A 16,451-nucleotide genomic window follows, 5' to 3' on the forward strand; every position below is an offset into this window, starting at 1 on the left:
GTTTTAAACTTTCACAAGCAGCGATGTCATGAAATAGTTGGATGCAAGAACGGCGACCGCCGATGCAACGACTGCGGTGCGCGTGGCGGCGCCGACGCCTTGCGCGCCCCCGCGGCTTGCGTATCCATAATAACAGCCCATGACGGAAATCAGGAAGCCGAACACCGCCGCTTTGATAAGGCCGCTGTAAACATCGCGGTTTTCCAGAAACTCGGCGATGTTTGTGACGAAAATCGGCCCTGAAAAATCAAGCGCGTAAACCGCCACGAGATAGCCGCCGTAAACGCCGATGATATCCGCGATCAATACGAGGATCGGCAGGGCGAGCGTTGTTGCAAGGATGCGCGGCGCAATCAGATATTTGAACGGATCGACGGCGAGCGTCGACATGGCGTCAATCTGTTCAGTTACGCGCATGGTCCCGATCTCCGCCGCCATCGCTGAGGAGCAGCGCCCGGCGACCATCAAGGCGGCGAGCACGGGGCCGAGTTCGCGCACAATAGAAACGCCCAGAATTTGCGGCAGAAATGTCTCCGCATTAAATCGCAGGCTGCCGTCATAAATATTCAGCGCCAACGCGCCGCCAGTGAAAATCGCCGTCAGCCCCACAACGGGAAGCGACGCAAAGCCAATCCTGACAAGCGATGCAAAAAAAGCCCGCCAGTAAAAGGGACCGGTCACCCACGCCATAGCGCCGCGCGCGCCAAAATCGGCCATGCGGCCGGTTTCGCGCACCGCGTCGATGGCGACGCTTCCGGTTAAGGCGAATGGATTCATTCAATTCCCCCCTGAGGAATATCTAGACGTAGCGGCGATCAATTCGTCCGCCAAGCCCTGTCAGCAAATCATATGGCACCATACCGCAGTTGGCGGCGGCTTCGTAAAGACTTAGCGCGGGGCCGAAAATCTCCGCTATATCATTAAGTTGCGGCGGATTTTTCAGCGCTGTCACATCGATTGTGATGTAATCCATGGAAACTCGCCCGACAATCGGCGCGCGTTCGCCGTTGATGACGGCTTGCGCCTTGCCGGCGCCGGCGCGCGGAAAACCGTCGCCATAGCCGATGGCGAGCGTTGCGATGCGGCTTGGCCGCGTCGCCGTAAAAGTCGCGCCATAGCCGACCGTTTCGCCTTTTTTGATGTCGCGTAATTGCACGACCGGCGCTTTCAGGGCCGCGACTGGCTGGATGCGGTCATCGTCCGCTTCGAAGGGCGAACCGCCGTAAAGGGCGATGCCGGGACGAACCAGATCGAAATGGAATTTGTCGTCCATGAGTGCGCCGGCGGAAGCGGAAAGGCTTACTTGCGCGCCAGGAAAATGCGCCGCCGCTTCAGCGAAGACATCGCGCTGTGTTTCATTTTTCGGATGCGCAGGTTCGGATGCGCAGGCAAGGTGGCTCATCACCATGGCGATATTGAGCCCAAGTCCGGCGATCGCCGGAATTTCATAAAGCGACGCGCCGCGCCGGTTCATGCCGGTGTCGATATGCAGCCCGGCGGGCGCGCCGCCCATCCGGTTCTGCCATAGCTGCGCTTCGGCGAGACAGTTGAGAGTCGGCGCTAAACTGTATTGTTCGAAAAGCGCCAGCGTGTTTTCGCGCGGCCCGTCAAAAACATAGATAACCGGGTCAGTGTTTTGCAGTTGCGCGCGCAGCGCCGCGCCTTCTTCAGGGTAGACGACGAAAAATGTCCGGCATTTTTCCCGTTCGAAAAGCGTGCGGGCCACCGGCGCCATGCCGAGACCGTAGGCGTCGCATTTAACGACGGCGGACATCGCCGCGCGTGACGCCGCGCTGCGGATCATCGCGTAATTGGCGCACAACGCCGACAGGTCGATTTCGACCCAGGGCCCGTCGCTGATGGATTGGCGCATATCGCTCATAGGCGTAGCCATAAGCGCGTTTTCAGTCGCGGAAAAGAGACAGCCGCCTTGCGCCTTACCCGCCGTAACCGGTGTACATATCGTTGGCGAGATCCGAGAACTTGGTGAATTTCTCTTCAAAATGCAGATCGACCTTGCCGATGGGCCCATGACGCTGCTTGCCGATAATGACCTCGGCCGTGTCGCCGACTTCATCGAGCCGCGACATCCATTTGGCGTGCTCTTCGGTGCCTTCGCGCGGCTCTGCGCGGCTTAGGTAATATTTTTCGCGAAACACGAATAAAACGACGTCCGCATCCTGCTCAATCGAACCGGATTCACGAAGGTCCGCCAGTTGCGGGCGCTTGTCATCGCGAGATTCCACCTGCCGCGAGAGCTGCGAAAGAGCGACGATGGGAACTTCAAGTTCTTTCGCGAGCGCCTTCAGGCCCTGACTGATTTCTGTAATCTCCTGCACGCGACCGTCATTGCGGCGCCCCGATCCGGTCAGAAGCTGCAAATAGTCGACGACCAGAAGATCCAGTCCGTGCTGCCGTTTCAGGCGCCGGGCGCGCGCCGCAAGCTGCGCGATGGAAAGACCGCCGGTATCGTCGATATAGAGCGGCAGCTTTTCCAGCTCTCGCGCGGCGTGATAAATCTTGTCAAACTGTTCCTGATCCACCTCGCCGCGGCGAATTTTTTCCGACGGCACTTCCGCGAACTCGGAAATGATGCGCGTCGCCAGTTGCTCGGCCGACATCTCAAGCGAGAAGAAGCCGACTATGGCGCCGTCAACAGTTTTCAGCGTGCCGTCGGGTTGTTTTTCAGTTTTGTACGCTTTCGCAGCGTTCACGGCGACGTTTGTCGCCAGCGATGTTTTGCCCATGGAAGGGCGCCCGGCGAGAATAATCAGATCGGAAGGGTGCAACCCGCCCAGCATGCGGTCGAAATCACGCAGGCCCGTGGAAACGCCGGCAAGACCGCCGTCGCGCTTCACCGCCGCGTTTGCAAGCTCGATCGCTTCAGTAATGGCGGAGCGGAACGTTTTAAAACCGCCGCCGTATTTTCCGGTTTCGGCCAGCTTGTAGAGCGCCTGCTCAGCATCCTGCAATTGTTGTCCGGGATGATCGTCAAGCGTGGCCACCTTGGCCCGGTCGAACATTTCCGATCCGATGGACATGAGGCCGCGGCAAACAGAAAGATCGAAAACAATCCTGGCATAGTCCGAAGCGCCGGCGGTGGACGGCACATTCGCCGCCAGTTGTTCCAGATAGGTTTTGCCGCCCGCATCAAGATAACCTTGCGCCTTGGCGAGATAGGTGTCGATGGTTACGGGCGAGGCGAGGCGTCCCGAATTGATGAGGTCGCCGCTGGCTTCAAAAATAATCTGGTGAACGGGATCGAAAAAATGTTCCGCTTTCAGGAACAGCGAAATGCGATAAAAAATTTCATTGTCAAACAGGACAGCGCCGAGGATCGCCTGTTCTGCGTCGAGGCTGACGGGGAGTTTTTCCTCCGTACCTTGATGAATTGATGAACCTGGATTTGCGCCGTCCGCCATGTCGGATGTTAAAACAAAAAAAGCGCCGGCTGAACAGTCAGCCGGCGCTTCTATTTTTCCCCTGCAACGGGAAAACGTAACGTAAACTAGTCAGTCTTTTTATCGTCGCTCTCGCTGTCGCCTTTGTCGCTGTCGCCTGCGTCTTCGACGGCGTCGCCTGCGCCTTCATCGAAAAACTCAGGCGCGGCGTCAGCCGTTTCTTCTTCCGCGGCTTCGTCTTCCTGATTGACCAGTACGTTTTCACCGCGCGCCTGGCGTTCGGCTTCATCTTCGGAGCGCGCGATATTAACGCTGATAGTCGCATCGACTTCTGCATGAAGTTTAACCCGTACCGGGAAAACGCCAAGCGATTTTAAAGGCTTGTCGAGACGCACCTGCGCACGTTCAATTTTAACGCCGCTTTCAGAAGCGGCGTCGGCGATATCGCGTGTGGTAACGGAGCCGTAAAGGACGCCCATTTCCGATGATTGACGAATGATAACAAAAGACTCGCCATCGACTTTTTTGGCGACGGCTTCCGCTTCTTTTTTGCGTTCGAGGTTGCGCGCTTCCAGATCGGCGCGCTGCGCCTCGAATACTTTTTTGTTGTTATCGTTCGCGCGCAGCGCCTTGTGCTGCGGCAAGAGAAAATTGCGCGCGTAGCCGGGACGGACTTTGACGACATCGCCCATCTGGCCGAGATTTTCTACGCGTTCTAGGAGGATGACTTCCATGATGTCTTACTCCGAAACGTATGGAAGCAAGGCGATAACCCGGGCGCGCTTGATGGCGCGGGCGAGTTCGCGTTGCTTTTTATGTGAAACGGCGGAGATCCGGGACGGCACAATCTTGCCGCGCTCGGAAATAAAACGCTGCAGCAGTTTCGGGTCCTTGTAATCGATCTTCGGCGCATCGTCGCCGGAGAAAGGACAGGTTTTGCGGCGTCTGAAAAACGGTTTGGCCATTTTAAATTCCTTTCAACGCTTAACGGCGGCGATCGCCGCGGTCGCCCTTGTCGTTGCGGTCGCGGCGCGACAGGACGGGCGAGGGTTCGTCATCCAGTTCTTCAACCTTGACGGTGAGCATGCGCAGCACGTCGTCATTGATTTTTTCCTGGCGCTCAAGCTCGTGCACCGCCTCGGCGGGACCGTCGATATTGAACAGGCTGTAATGGCCTTTGCGGTTCTTGTTGATCTTGTACTGGAGATTGCGAAGACCCCAATATTCGGACTTTTCAATCTTTCCGCCATTGTCGGTGACGACTTTAGCGAGGGTCTCGGTCAACCCTTCAACTTGCGCCGGAGAAATATCCTGACGCGCAATAAATATGTGCTCGTATAGCGGCATGAAGCCAGCTCCTGACTATAGGCGATGGAGACCTTCGAAGATCAGAGCTGGCGATCTCCGGGCGGCCTGCGGCTCGAGAAGCTAAAGGACCATCCTTTGAACCTGAAAGCGTACGTTCAGGCGCCTCACGACCATCGCTCGTGAAGCCGGGGGATGTAACGGAGAAGCCAAGCTTTTGCAAGCGCGAAAAGCGCTCAACCTTCGCCAAACCAGTCTTCCATCAACGACTTGAAAAACCGGACTGTTTCCGCCTCGCTGCAATGTCGGCCCGCATAGGCTCTTGCGGCGTCTCCGAGCGATGCGGCGAGCGCCGGTTTATCGGCTAGTCGCTTGACGGCCTGCGCCATGGCGTCAGCGTCGCCGGCCGGCGTCAACAGGCCCGTTTCGCCGTCGCGGATATATTCCGATACGCCGGCTGCGTCGGTGACGATCTGCGCCTTTCCGAGGTGCATGGCGCCCACAAGCGTGACAAGACCGCATGGCGTATCCCGGCTGCGTAATGGAATAAGGGCGGCTTTTGCATGCCATATGACCGACCACGCCTCGTCGAAGGGAAGGTCAAAAAGCACCCTCATGTTTTGCGGCGGTTCAAGTCCGTCGAAATTATGCGGCCGCGCAACCGCGACGAAATGAATATCCGGGCATCGCTGCGCAGTCTCGCACAAGAGCGCGTAATCTCTGGCTTCGCCGCCGAGCGCAGCGAAATAATCGCCGCTAGCAGGGTGCGCGACAGGCGCGCTAATCGGCGGCGCGACGCCCCAGGGGGCGCGCAGGAATTTGCTTCGCTCGAGCCCGAAATAATCGGCGTAAAGGCTTTGTTCTGCATCGGTAAAAACAGCAAAGGCGTCTATCTTCCTGAAGGCGGCGCCCATGAGGGTTTTACGCGCGCCTGACGGCAGATCGGTAAAGTTAAAGGAATAGGCGAGGTGTTTCTCGCCGCGCCGTCCGCCGGCCATGGCCGTCCAGGCGCTCGCCCACGGCCCGTGCGAGACGATCAGATCGAAGGACTCTTTCGCTGCAGCCAGTTTCCGCGCGCCCTGAAAACGCGTAACGCCGTTTTTTTTCCCTGATAAATCCGCAAGCGAAAACGAGCGCCAGTCAAGCGCACGCCCGGATATAGTGAAATCCGGGCCGACGACATCGCGCAGCCAGGCCCAGTTCGGGTCCGGGTTGTCAGATATGGTGGCGATGCTGATCGGTGGGCGTTTAGACATCTTATCCTGCTCGATTGTGCGCCTGTATTAGCGCGTTTGCGCGTTAGCGCGATAGTTTCCGCCAGGCTTCTTGCCCTTGCGGTTCAGCGCGGCTATGCCCGCTCCTTCTGACCATTGAGGAGACGGCCGCACTATGGCGCGTGCATATATTTTTCCCGGACAAGGCAGTCAGGCCGTCGGTATGGGCGCCGGTCTCGCCGATGCTTTTCCCGCCGCCCGCGAGGTTTTTCAGGAAGTCGACGACGCGCTCGGCCAGAAGCTTTTCAAATTGATGCGCGAAGGGCCGATTGAGGAATTGACGCTGACGGCCAATACGCAGCCCGCCCTGATGGCGCATTCGATTGCGGTTATGCGCGTTCTGGAAAACGAAGCCGGCGCGGATATAGCAAACGCGATGTATGTGGCCGGGCACTCTCTCGGCGAATATTCCGCTCTTTGCGCGGCGAGAGCGATATCGCTATCGGACACGGCGAGACTGTTGCGGATTCGCGGCGAGGCGATGCAGGCGGCGGTTCCGGTCGGCAAAGGCGCCATGGCGGCGCTCATCGGCGTCGATCTGGCAGGCGCGCAAAACGCCATCGATGCAGCGCCTGGCAAGGGCGTTTGCGAAATCGCCAATGACAATGCGCCGGGACAAGTTGTGATTTCCGGCGAGAAGGAACGCGTTGAGGCGGTCTGCGCCGGCGCCAAGGAACATGGCGCGAAAATCGCCAAATTGCTGCCTGTCTCCGCGCCGTTTCATTCGTCGTTGATGCAACCGGCCGCCGATCGCATGGCCGAGGCTTTGGAGAACGCCGACATAAAATCGCCGGCGGCGACCCTCATCGCCAATGTCACCGCGGGTGAATGCGTCAAGCCGGGCGATATTCGCACGTTGCTCGTCAAGCAGGTGACCAGCAGGGTTCGCTGGACAGAAAGCGTTTCCTATATGGCGGGCGAGGGTTGCGATCAGTTTGTTGAAATCGGGGCCGGCAAAGTCCTGAGCGGTCTTGTTAAGCGCATCGCAAAAGATGCCTCGATCCTGAATGTCGGCGAGCCGGGCGATATCGATGTGTTTTTAAAGGCGTAAGAACCTAACGGTAGAACAAGGAAGGCTTCATGTTTGATTTTTCAGGGAAGAGAGCGCTTGTCACCGGCGCATCCGGCGGTATCGGCGCGGCTGTGGCGAAAGCGCTGCACGAACAAGGCGCCAGCGTCGCTGTGTCCGGCACGCGCAAGGAAAAGCTCGATGAACTGGCCGAGGGTCTGAAAGACCGCGTGCATGTTACGCCATGTAATCTTTCCGATCTTGATGCTGTTGACGCTTTGCCCAAACAGGCCAGCGAAGCCATGGGCGGGCTTGATATTGTTATCTCAAACGCCGGCGTGACGCGCGACAATCTGATGATGATGATGAAGCCGGATATGTGGGACGAGGTGCTGAAAATTAATCTCACTGCGTATTTCCGGCTGGCGAAAGCATCGCTTCGCGGCATGACAAAGCAGCGTTTCGGACGGATTATCGGCGTTGTTTCGATTGTCGGCGTTACCGGAAATCCGGGACAGGCGAATTACGCCGCGTCGAAAGCCGGCATGATCGGCATGTCCAAATCACTGGCGCAGGAAGTCGCGAGCCGTAATGTCACTGTAAACTGTATAGCGCCGGGATTTATTGCAACGGCGATGACCGATGCGCTCAATGACCAGCAAAAGGAAACTATTCTGGGCAAAATTCCCGCCGGCGCCATGGGCGCGCCGGAAGATATCGCAGCCGCAGCATTGTACCTTGCATCCGAAGAAGCGCGGTATGTGACCGGCCAGACCATCCATGTAAATGGCGGCATGGCGATGATATAAGCCCGAAGCCTTCAAATGCGTTGGTTTTGGCGTTGCAACAATGCGCAATATGCCGTAATCCCCGCCCTGGAAAGGCGCTTTTCGGGCCGGTCCGCCGCGATAGTCGCGAACCCGTTAGAAAGCGTAAGAAACCCGTAAGACACCGAAGGAGCGTTGAATGTCTGATCTTGCAGAACGCGTTAAGAAAATTGTCGTCGAACATCTCGATGTGGACCCGGCCAAAGTCGAGCCGAAAGCGAGCTTCATCGACGACCTTGGCGCGGACAGTCTCGATATTGTTGAACTTGTTATGGCGTTCGAAGAAGAATTTGACGTTGAAATTCCCGACGACGCCGCCGAGACGATTCAAACTGTCGGCGACGCAATCAAATTTATCGAAGAGCAAAAGAGCTAGCGCTTTTTTGCGTTGACGAGCCGCCGGGCGTCATGAACCTCCGGCGGCGCCGTTTGTTTGCTTTCCTGATTTGCGAAACAGGCGCCGCCCGGTCTTTCGAAACCCGGTTTATCGGTGGACGGAGGATGTAGGCATGCGTCGAGTAGTTGTAACGGGAATGGGCGTCGTCTCGCCGCTTGGCGCCGGGATCGAGCCTGTCTGGCGCCGTCTTGTCGCCGGCGAGTCCGGCGCAGGCCAGATCGAACAGTTCGATGCATCCGGCATGGCGTGCACCATTGCCTGCTCAGTGCCGCGCAGCGACGGTTCACGCGGCGGCGCGGAAGCTGGCGACGCCGCCTTCAACCCGGACGACTGGGTGGAGCCGCGCGAGCAGCGCCGGATAAACGACTTCATTCTTTACGGTATCGCAGCGGCGCAAATGGCGTTTGACGACGCCGGCATTGAGTTGAAAACGCCCGAAGAGAGCGAGCGCGCCGGGGTCATGACCGGTTCCGGCATTGGCGGGCTCAGCGGTATCGAAGATGAAGTTCTTGTCCTGCAGGAAAAAGGCCCGCGTCGCGTTTCGCCGTTTTTCATCACCGGCAATCTGATTAATCTGGTCTCCGGCCAGGTTTCCATCCGCCTGGGGCTGAAAGGTCCGAACCATGCTGTTGTGACGGCGTGTTCCTCTGGCGCGCACGCCATTGGCGACGCGGCGCGGTTGATTGCGCTCGATGACGCGGATGTCATGGTGGCGGGCGGCGCGGAAGCCGCGATCTGTCCCATCGGCATTGCAGGCTTTGCTTCGTGCAAGGCGCTGTCGACGCATTTCAATGACGATCCGAAACGCGCGTCGCGTCCCTATGACAAGGACCGTGACGGGTTTGTCATGGGCGAGGGGGCGGGTTTTGTCGTCCTCGAAGAATATGAGCGCGCCAAGGCGCGGGGCGCAAAGATTTACGGCGAAATTATCGGTTACGGGCTTTCGGGCGACGCCTATCACATCACCGCTCCGGCGGAGGACGGCGACGGCGGTTTTCGTTCAATGAAAATGGCGTTGAAGCGCGCTGGGCTCGATCCCAATGAAATCAATTACATTAACGCGCACGGCACCTCTACGCCGCGCGGCGACGAGATCGAATTGCGCGCCATCGAGCGGCTTTTCGGCGGCGCGGCGGAAAACCTCGTCATGTCGTCAACAAAATCGGCTATCGGGCATTTGCTTGGCGCCGCCGGGGCGGTGGAAGCGATTTTCTGTCTGCTCGCCATGCGCGACGGGATAGCGCCGCCAACGCTGAATCTCGATAATCCCTCCGTGGAAACGCCGATCAATCTGGCCCCGAACAAGGCCGTTGAAATGCCGATCAATGTGGCGCTTTCCAATTCCTTCGGATTTGGCGGGACAAACGCGTCTCTGGTGATGCGGCGCGTAGACGGCTAAGCTCTCCGGGATTCGGAATTGCGGCTGGCGGAGAATTAGAGGGCATGGCGTTCATCAAGGCGAGTAACCGGCGGCGCGCGCAATGCGGCGGCGCGCTGAAATCATTCCTGTCGTTTATCGCCGTTCTGGCGCTGCTCTCGGTTCTCGCGCTCGCCGCGGGCGGTTATTTCGGTTATCGCATGGCGCATGCGCCGGGCCCCTTCGAAAACGACAAAATCGTCCTTCTTCAATCCGGCAGTTCCGTTTCGTCGATCGCCGATGTCTTGAAGTCGGCCGGCGTTATCGAACACGCCGAGCTGTTTATCGCCGCCGTCAGGCTGCGGCGAGAGCAGGGTTCGCTGAAAGCCGGCGAATATGAAATCCCTGCGTCGTCCAGCGTGATGGAAATTATCGATCAGTTGATCGAGGGGAAAACGATCCTGCACTATTTTACGGCGGCCGAAGGGCTGACGACGGCGCAAATTCTCCGTGGACTGAATGCAAACGAAATTTTGACGGGCGATATCACGATAGAACCCGGCGAGGGCGAATTACTGCCTGAAACCTACGCCTTTCATCGCGGCGATACGCGTGATGGCATTATACGCAGGATGATGAACGCGCAAGATCAGCTTATTGAAGCGCAATGGGAAGCGCGGGCGACGGAGTTGCCGTTCGCAACGCCGGATGAAGCGATCATATTGGCGTCCATCGTTGAAAAGGAAACCGCCGTTCCCGAAGAGCGAGACCGCGTCGCGGCGGTTTTCGTCAACCGGTTGAGGCGCGGCATGCGGCTCGAATCCGATCCGACGATTATTTACGGATTGACGCAAGGCGAGCCACTGGGGCGCGGCCTGCGGGTTAGCGAATTGCGCGGCGAAACGCCCTATAACACTTATGTTATCAGTGGCCTGCCGCCGACGCCTATCGCCAATCCGGGCGAAGCCTCCATTCTGGCGGTGCTCAATCCAGCGGATACGGAAGATCTGTTTTTCGTGGCGGATGGAAATGGCGGGCACGCTTTTGCAACGAACTTACGCGACCACAATCGCAATGTCGCCGCCTGGCGGCGGATCGAGCGCGAGCAGCGGGCGGCCGAACAAGAGAACGGTTAGGCAAGTGACGGGTCAGCTTTCTTCCATGACAGGGTTCGCGCGCGCGGACGGCGCCCATGACGCCTGGCGATGGGTGTGGGAGTTGCGCACGGTCAACAGCCGCGGACTGGAATGGCGCGTGCGTATACCGGCTGGCTATGAATCGCTTGATCCGGGTTTGCGCAAGGCGGCGAAAGGAAAATTATCGCGCGGCGCCTTCAACGCAACACTCTCCATCCATTCGGAAAAATCTGAAGCGCAATACGCCGTCAACGAAAAAATGCTGCGCCAGGCGATTTCCATGATCGAACATATACAGGCGCACATGAAATGCGCGCCGCCGCAACCGGAAGGCGTGCTCGCCATAAAAGGCGTCGTTGAACTGGCGGAACATGATGAAGACGAGGCGGACCGGGAGGCGTTGCACGCCGCATTGCTTTCGTCTTTTGAGCGCGCACTCGATAAACTCATCGACGCGCGGCGCGCCGAAGGCGGGGGACTTGCCGCTACGCTGACGGCGCAGATTGACGAGATTGAATCGCTCACGGCCGCCGCGGCGGCGCATGCGGCGTCTGCGCCCGCAGCGCTGAAAGCGCGGCTGGAAACGCAACTGAAAGAACTGCTGGCTGACAGCGCCGTACCGCAGGATCGGCTGGCGCAGGAGGCGGCGCTTCTGGCCGTGAAAGCCGATGTCCGCGAGGAGCTGGACAGGCTGAAAACCCATGTGAGCGCGGCGCGCTCGCTGTTGAACAAGGCCGGGCCCGCGGGCCGCGAACTTGATTTTCTGACGCAGGAATTCAATCGCGAGGCGAACACGCTTTGTTCGAAAGCGTCAGATATGGACTTGAAACGCATCGGCCTCGATTTGAAAGGCGTCATCGATCAGATGCGCGAGCAGGTGCAGAATGTGGAGTAATCACAAGACGGCATGTTAGGCGGAGATCTGAAAGTCGCCCGCAGGGGCCTTATGTTCATCCTGTCCAGCCCGTCCGGCGCCGGCAAAACAACGCTGGCGGACAGGCTGTTGTCGAAAGACGATGAGCTTACCCTTTCTATTTCCGCCACCACGCGAAAGCGGCGGCCTGGCGAGGCGCATGGCAAGGATTATTTCTTTGTCTCCGATGACGAATTCGTCCGTATGCGTGATAATGGCGAATTTCTGGAATCCGCGAATGTGTTCGGTCATCATTACGGCACGCCGCGCAGTCTTGTTGAAGACACGCTGCGGCAGGGCAAGGATGTCTTGTTTGATATTGACTGGCAGGGCGCGCAGCAGCTGGATGAAGTCGCCGGCGAGGATCTGGTCAAGGTCTTTATTCTGCCGCCGTCCCGCGCGGCGCTGGAGGAGCGCTTGCGCAAGCGCGCGCAAGACCCGGAAGACGTCGTGCAGAAACGCATGGCGAAAGCCGACGCGGAAATGTCTCACTGGGCGGAATACGACTATGTCATCATCAACTACGACCTCGACGAGTCGGAAGACTTGCTGCGCTCGATCCTTTTCGCCGAACGCCTCAAACGCCGCCGCCAGATCGGCCTCGCCGCGATTGTGAAGGATATGATCGGGGACGGGTGAAGGTGTCTGCGTAGCAGACGGAGGGGGTGTCTTCTAGGATGTGCAGACAACCCCCCATCGCCCCTTCGGGGCGCTTCCCCCATGAATGGGGGAAGCGTGCGCTTCATTAAAATGACGGCGGCAAAACTGCGAGCGCCTACTTAAAAACCACTTTCTCGATTTCATAAGAGCGCGAGCCGCCGGGCGCCTGTACTTCGACGCTGTCGCCGACGCTTTTGCCGATCAGAGCGCGCGCGATAGGCGATGAAATCGAGATGCGGTGAAGCTTCACGTCTGCTTCAAGGTCGCCGACAATCTGCCAGACTTTTTCTTCTTCGGTGTCTTCGTCGATGAGTGTCACCGTCGCGCCGAACTTCACCGTGTCTCCGTCGAGCGAGGCGACGTCGATCACCTGCGCGCGCGTATATTTGTCCTCCAGATCGACAATCTGGCTCTCGATCCAGCCCTGGCGCTCCTTGGCGGCGTGATATTCGGCGTTCTCGGAAAGGTCGCCATGGGCGCGCGCTTCTGCAATGGCCTGAATGACGGCCGGGCGTTCCTCGTTCTTCAGTTTCTTCAAATCCGCTTCCAGCTTTTCATAACCGCCAAGCGTCATCGGGAACTTTTCCATCGTTGAAGCCCCTTTCTCAAAGGCCCAAGGCGCGCCGCCTTGCAAATAAGCGAAAAAAAATAGCGCGGCCGGGCGGGCGCGCCTGGCCGTCGCTGATTTAGCAAACGATGTATGTAGGCCTCAGGCGGTGCTTTTTCAAGAGCCCGGCCGCCCGAAAAAGCCGCTCTAATGGCCTGTTTTCGGGTGATTTTCCCAAATTTCGGCGGTTTCGCATTTGCGAACGCGCCGCCCTGCCGCCGCCGCCGTCAGGCGCTGTAATAGGACTGAAGCGGCGCCACATCGAGATCGTCAGCCCGCATCGCTTCTATGGCGCGCACGGCGGCGCGCGCGCCCGCGCAAGTTGTGATGCAGGGAATTTTCTGGGCGAGGGCGGTCGTCCGGATGGAGCGCGAATCCTTGATCGATTGCGCGCCCTCGGTCGTGTTGAAGATCATATGGACTTCGCCGTTTTTCAGGGCGTCGACAATATGCGGGCGCCCCTCCAGCACTTTATTCACGCGTGCGATATCAAGGCCTTGCGCTTTCAGGTAGTCCGCCGTGCCGCCGGTGGCGATGATGTCAAAGCCCATGGCCAACAGGCTTTTCGCAGCGTCCACCATTTGCGGCTTGTCGGAATCTTTCAGGGAAACAAAGACGCGGCCGCCCATGGGTATGCGCGCGCCGGACGCGATCAGACTTTTTGCGCGGGCGCGGTCGAAATTGACATCGATCCCCATCACTTCGCCGGTGGAGCGCATTTCCGGCCCCAGCATGGTGTCGACGCCCGGAAAGCGCGCGAACGGAAAGACCACTTCCTTGACCGACATATGCGTGAATGCCGGCCATTTGAGGTCCATGTCTTTTATCTTCGCGCCGGCCATGACTTTTGCGGCGATGCGCGCGACGGGCAGGCCAACGGATTTGGCGACAAACGGCACGGTGCGCGAGGCGCGCGGGTTCACTTCAAGCAGGTAGATGACGTCGTCTTTGATCGCATACTGAACATTCATCAGACCGATAACGCCCAGCTCCAGCGCCATGCGTTTCGTCTGGTCTTTCAACGCCTCAATCATACTGTCGGAAAGCGTGTAAGGCGGCAGCGAACAGGCGCTGTCGCCGGAATGAACGCCCGCCTCCTCAATATGCTCCATTACGCCGGCGATAAAAACATCTTCGCCGTCGCAGATCGCGTCTACATCGACCTCGACGGCGTTTTGCAGATAATGATCGAGCAGCAGGGGTTCTTTTTCATTAATTTCGATCAGCGCCGTCGCCAGGTAATGGCGAAGGGAAGCCTCGTCGCGCACGATTTCCATGGCGCGCCCCCCAAGCACGTAAGAGGGCCGTGTTACGAGGGGGTAGCCCACATCGCCGGCGATTTCGGCGGCTTTTTCCCGGCTCGGCGCGGTTGCATTTTTGGGTTGAACGAGGCCCAGCTTGCGCACCAGCTTCTGGAAACGCTCGCGGTCTTCGGCAAGGTCAATGGCGTCGTAGGGCGTGCCGAGAATGGGGACGCCTTCCGCCTCAAGAACGCCGGCGAGTTTCAGCGGCGTCTGCCCGCCATACTGAACGATAACGCCGAGCAATTCGCCGTTTTCCATTTCCTTTGCGGCGATCTCAAGCACATCTTCGGCGGTAAGCGGCTCAAAATAGAGCCGGTCGGATGTGTCGTAGTCCGTAGACACCGTTTCAGGATTGCAGTTCACCATGATCGATTCAACGCCGATGTCAGCCAGCGCGAAGGCGGCGTGGCAGCAGCAATAATCGAACTCAATTCCCTGACCGATGCGATTGGGCCCGCCGCCGAGAATAATGACTTTCCTGCGCTCGGACGGCGCGGACTCACAGACCGGTTCGCCGCCGAACGATGTTTCGTAGGCGGAATACATATAGGGCGTTCTGGCCGCGAATTCAGCCGCGCAGGTGTCGATCCGTTTGAAGACGGGGCGCACGCCGCGCTCCCGCCTGAAAGTGCGAACGTCTTCTTCTGTTCCGCCGGCGAGCTGGGCGAGGCGCTTGTCGGAAAATCCCATGGCCTTGATGGCGCGCAGGCGTTCCGCGTCGGACGGTACGCCGTCTTTTTCGATGTCTTTTTCCGCCGCGATGATTTCCGCGATCTGGTCGAGAAACCAGGGATCGTACTGGGTGATCGCGCGCACCTGTTCTATGGGCAGTTCATGGCGCAGCGCCTGCGCCGCAACGCGCAGCCTGTCCGGCGTCGGCGCGGCCAGCGCGGCGCGGAATGCGTTGAGATCGTCGTCCTCGCCGAGACCGGCAATCTCTATCGGATCAAGGCCGCAAAGCCCTGTTTCCAGAGATCGAAGGGCTTTTTGCATCGACTCAGAAAAAGTCCGCCCGATAGCCATGGCTTCGCCGACGGACTTCATGGCGGTGGAGAGCATTGGCGCCGCGCCCGGAAATTTCTCAAAAGCAAAGCGCGGAATTTTTGTGACGACGTAATCGATGGTCGGCTCGAACGCGGCGGGCGTTGCGCCGGTGATATCGTTGTCGAGTTCGTCGAGCGTGTAGCCCACTGCAAGTTTCGCGGCGATACGCGCAATTGGAAATCCGGTGGCTTTTGAAGCGAGGGCTGATGAGCGAGAGACGCGCGGGTTCATCTCGATGACCACGAGGCGGCCGGTATCCGGATTGACCGCAAACTGAACATTCGATCCGCCGGTCTCGACGCCGATCTCGCGCATAACGGCGATGGAGGCGTTGCGCATGATCTGGAATTCCTTGTCGGTCAGGGTCTGCGCCGGCGCGACCGTGATGGAATCGCCTGTATGTACGCCCATCGGATCGATGTTCTCGATAGAGCAGATGATGACGCAATTGTCCGCCCGGTCGCGCACAACCTCCATCTCGAATTCTTTCCAGCCGAGCAGGCTCTCATCTATGAGCACCTGACCCACAGGCGATGCATCGATGCCGGAGCGAACGAAATGCTCGAATTCCTCGCGGTTATAGGCGACGCCGCCGCCTGTGCCGCCAAGCGTAAAGGCCGGGCGGATAATGGCCGGCAGGCCGATCTCGTCGAGATATTTCATGGCGCTCGCGACGCCCGATGCGCGGTCATATCCGATCGTTTTGCCGGCGTCGTTTTTAACGGGCGGCGATGAGGCGATGGCCGAGCGCGGGTTTTCCAGCCCGATTTTTTCCATAGCGACGCGGAACTTCTCGCGGTCTTCCGCTTTTTCGATGACGTCCGCGCGCGCGCCGATCATCTCAACGCCGTATTTTTCAAGCACGCCGTTCTTTTCCAGATCGAGCGCGCAATTGAGCGCCGTCTGTCCGCCCATGGTGGGCAACAGCGCGTCGGGACGTTCGCGGGCGATGACCTTTTCCACATAGTCCGGCGTAATGGGCTCGACATAGGTTGCGTCGGCGAGCTCCGGGTCGGTCATGATGGTCGCCGGGTTCGAATTCACCAGAATGACCCGGTAGCCTTCCTCTTTCAGCGCTTTGACGGCCTGTACGCCGGAATAATCGAACTCGCAGGCCTGGCCGATGACAATGGGGCCGGCGCCGATAATCAGAATGGAGGAAATGTCGTTGCGTTTCGGCATTTTTACTCGCGCGCATCCGCGCGGTTCAGACGGCC

General features: G+C 58.7%; 16 protein-coding genes. 7 read left to right on the forward strand and 9 right to left on the reverse strand.

Annotated features, from left to right (window positions below; all coding sequences use genetic code 11):
• Positions 1-3 precede the first annotated feature (3 nt).
• The 7 genes from ACQK2Q_RS04135 to ACQK2Q_RS04165 form a co-directional block, all read right to left on the reverse strand.
• Complete coding sequence (locus ACQK2Q_RS04135; protein ID WP_425408480.1) at positions 4-777, reverse strand: MlaE family ABC transporter permease; 774 nt, start codon at positions 775-777, stop codon at positions 4-6.
• A 22-nt stretch (positions 778-799) separates the two neighbouring features.
• Positions 800-1,882, reverse strand: a complete 1,083-nt coding sequence (alr, locus tag ACQK2Q_RS04140; RefSeq protein WP_425408481.1) for an alanine racemase — start codon at positions 1,880-1,882, stop codon at positions 800-802.
• 55 nt (positions 1,883-1,937) lie between these two features.
• Positions 1,938-3,422: a replicative DNA helicase gene (locus tag ACQK2Q_RS04145; RefSeq protein WP_425408482.1), complete on the reverse strand. Its 1,485-nt coding sequence runs from the start codon at positions 3,420-3,422 to the stop codon at positions 1,938-1,940.
• 86 nt (positions 3,423-3,508) lie between these two features.
• Complete coding sequence (rplI, locus tag ACQK2Q_RS04150) at positions 3,509-4,135, reverse strand: 50S ribosomal protein L9 (protein WP_425408483.1); 627 nt, start codon at positions 4,133-4,135, stop codon at positions 3,509-3,511.
• Positions 4,136-4,141: 6 nt separating this feature from the next.
• Positions 4,142-4,366, reverse strand: coding sequence for a 30S ribosomal protein S18 (rpsR, locus tag ACQK2Q_RS04155; RefSeq protein ID WP_425408484.1), 225 nt, complete (start codon positions 4,364-4,366; stop codon positions 4,142-4,144).
• Between the two features lie 19 nt (positions 4,367-4,385).
• Positions 4,386-4,748 (reverse strand): 30S ribosomal protein S6, encoded by a 363-nt coding sequence (gene rpsF / locus ACQK2Q_RS04160; RefSeq protein WP_425408485.1) that lies wholly within the window; start codon positions 4,746-4,748, stop codon positions 4,386-4,388.
• A gap of 194 nt (positions 4,749-4,942) precedes the next feature.
• Entirely contained in the window at positions 4,943-5,962 is a 1,020-nt protein-coding gene (locus ACQK2Q_RS04165) for a glycosyltransferase family 4 protein (protein ID WP_425408486.1), read from the reverse strand.
• 133 nt (positions 5,963-6,095) lie between these two features.
• On the opposite strand from ACQK2Q_RS04165, the gene fabD reads away from it, so the two are divergent.
• The 7 genes from fabD (at position 6,096) to gmk (ending at position 12,258) form a co-directional block, all read left to right on the forward strand.
• A complete protein-coding gene (fabD, locus tag ACQK2Q_RS04170) occupies positions 6,096-7,031 on the forward strand; it encodes an ACP S-malonyltransferase (protein WP_425408487.1) in 936 nt (311 codons plus the stop codon).
• Positions 7,032-7,060: 29 nt separating this feature from the next.
• Positions 7,061-7,798, forward strand: coding sequence for a 3-oxoacyl-[acyl-carrier-protein] reductase (gene fabG, locus ACQK2Q_RS04175; protein WP_425408488.1), 738 nt, complete (start codon positions 7,061-7,063; stop codon positions 7,796-7,798).
• 157 nt (positions 7,799-7,955) lie between these two features.
• On the forward strand, positions 7,956-8,192 hold the full coding sequence (locus ACQK2Q_RS04180) for an acyl carrier protein (RefSeq protein ID WP_425408489.1): 237 nt from the start codon (positions 7,956-7,958) through the stop codon (positions 8,190-8,192).
• A 133-nt stretch (positions 8,193-8,325) separates the two neighbouring features.
• A complete protein-coding gene (gene fabF, locus ACQK2Q_RS04185; RefSeq protein ID WP_425408490.1) occupies positions 8,326-9,612 on the forward strand; it encodes a beta-ketoacyl-ACP synthase II in 1,287 nt (428 codons plus the stop codon).
• A gap of 44 nt (positions 9,613-9,656) precedes the next feature.
• Positions 9,657-10,706 carry an endolytic transglycosylase MltG gene (gene mltG, locus ACQK2Q_RS04190; protein WP_425408491.1) on the forward strand — a complete coding sequence of 350 codons (1,050 nt, stop codon included), beginning with the start codon at positions 9,657-9,659 and terminating at the stop codon, positions 10,704-10,706.
• Between the two features lie 4 nt (positions 10,707-10,710).
• The gene (locus tag ACQK2Q_RS04195) at positions 10,711-11,601 is read left to right on the forward strand and encodes a YicC/YloC family endoribonuclease (RefSeq protein ID WP_425408492.1); all 891 of its coding nucleotides are present in this window, start codon (positions 10,711-10,713) and stop codon (positions 11,599-11,601) included.
• 12 nt (positions 11,602-11,613) lie between these two features.
• Positions 11,614-12,258: a guanylate kinase gene (gene gmk, locus ACQK2Q_RS04200; RefSeq protein ID WP_425408493.1), complete on the forward strand. Its 645-nt coding sequence runs from the start codon at positions 11,614-11,616 to the stop codon at positions 12,256-12,258.
• A 136-nt stretch (positions 12,259-12,394) separates the two neighbouring features.
• On the opposite strand, the gene greA is transcribed toward gmk, so the two are convergent.
• Together greA and carB are read right to left on the reverse strand one after the other, a co-directional pair.
• Positions 12,395-12,868 carry a transcription elongation factor GreA gene (greA, locus tag ACQK2Q_RS04205; RefSeq protein WP_425408494.1) on the reverse strand — a complete coding sequence of 158 codons (474 nt, stop codon included), beginning with the start codon at positions 12,866-12,868 and terminating at the stop codon, positions 12,395-12,397.
• Positions 12,869-13,113: 245 nt separating this feature from the next.
• On the reverse strand, positions 13,114-16,416 hold the full coding sequence (carB, locus tag ACQK2Q_RS04210) for a carbamoyl-phosphate synthase large subunit (RefSeq protein WP_425408495.1): 3,303 nt from the start codon (positions 16,414-16,416) through the stop codon (positions 13,114-13,116).
• Positions 16,417-16,451: the final 35 nt, after the last annotated feature.

The sequence above is a fragment of the Hyphococcus sp. genome (assembly GCF_965228385.1).
Lineage (GTDB): Bacteria > Pseudomonadota > Alphaproteobacteria > Caulobacterales > Parvularculaceae > Hyphococcus.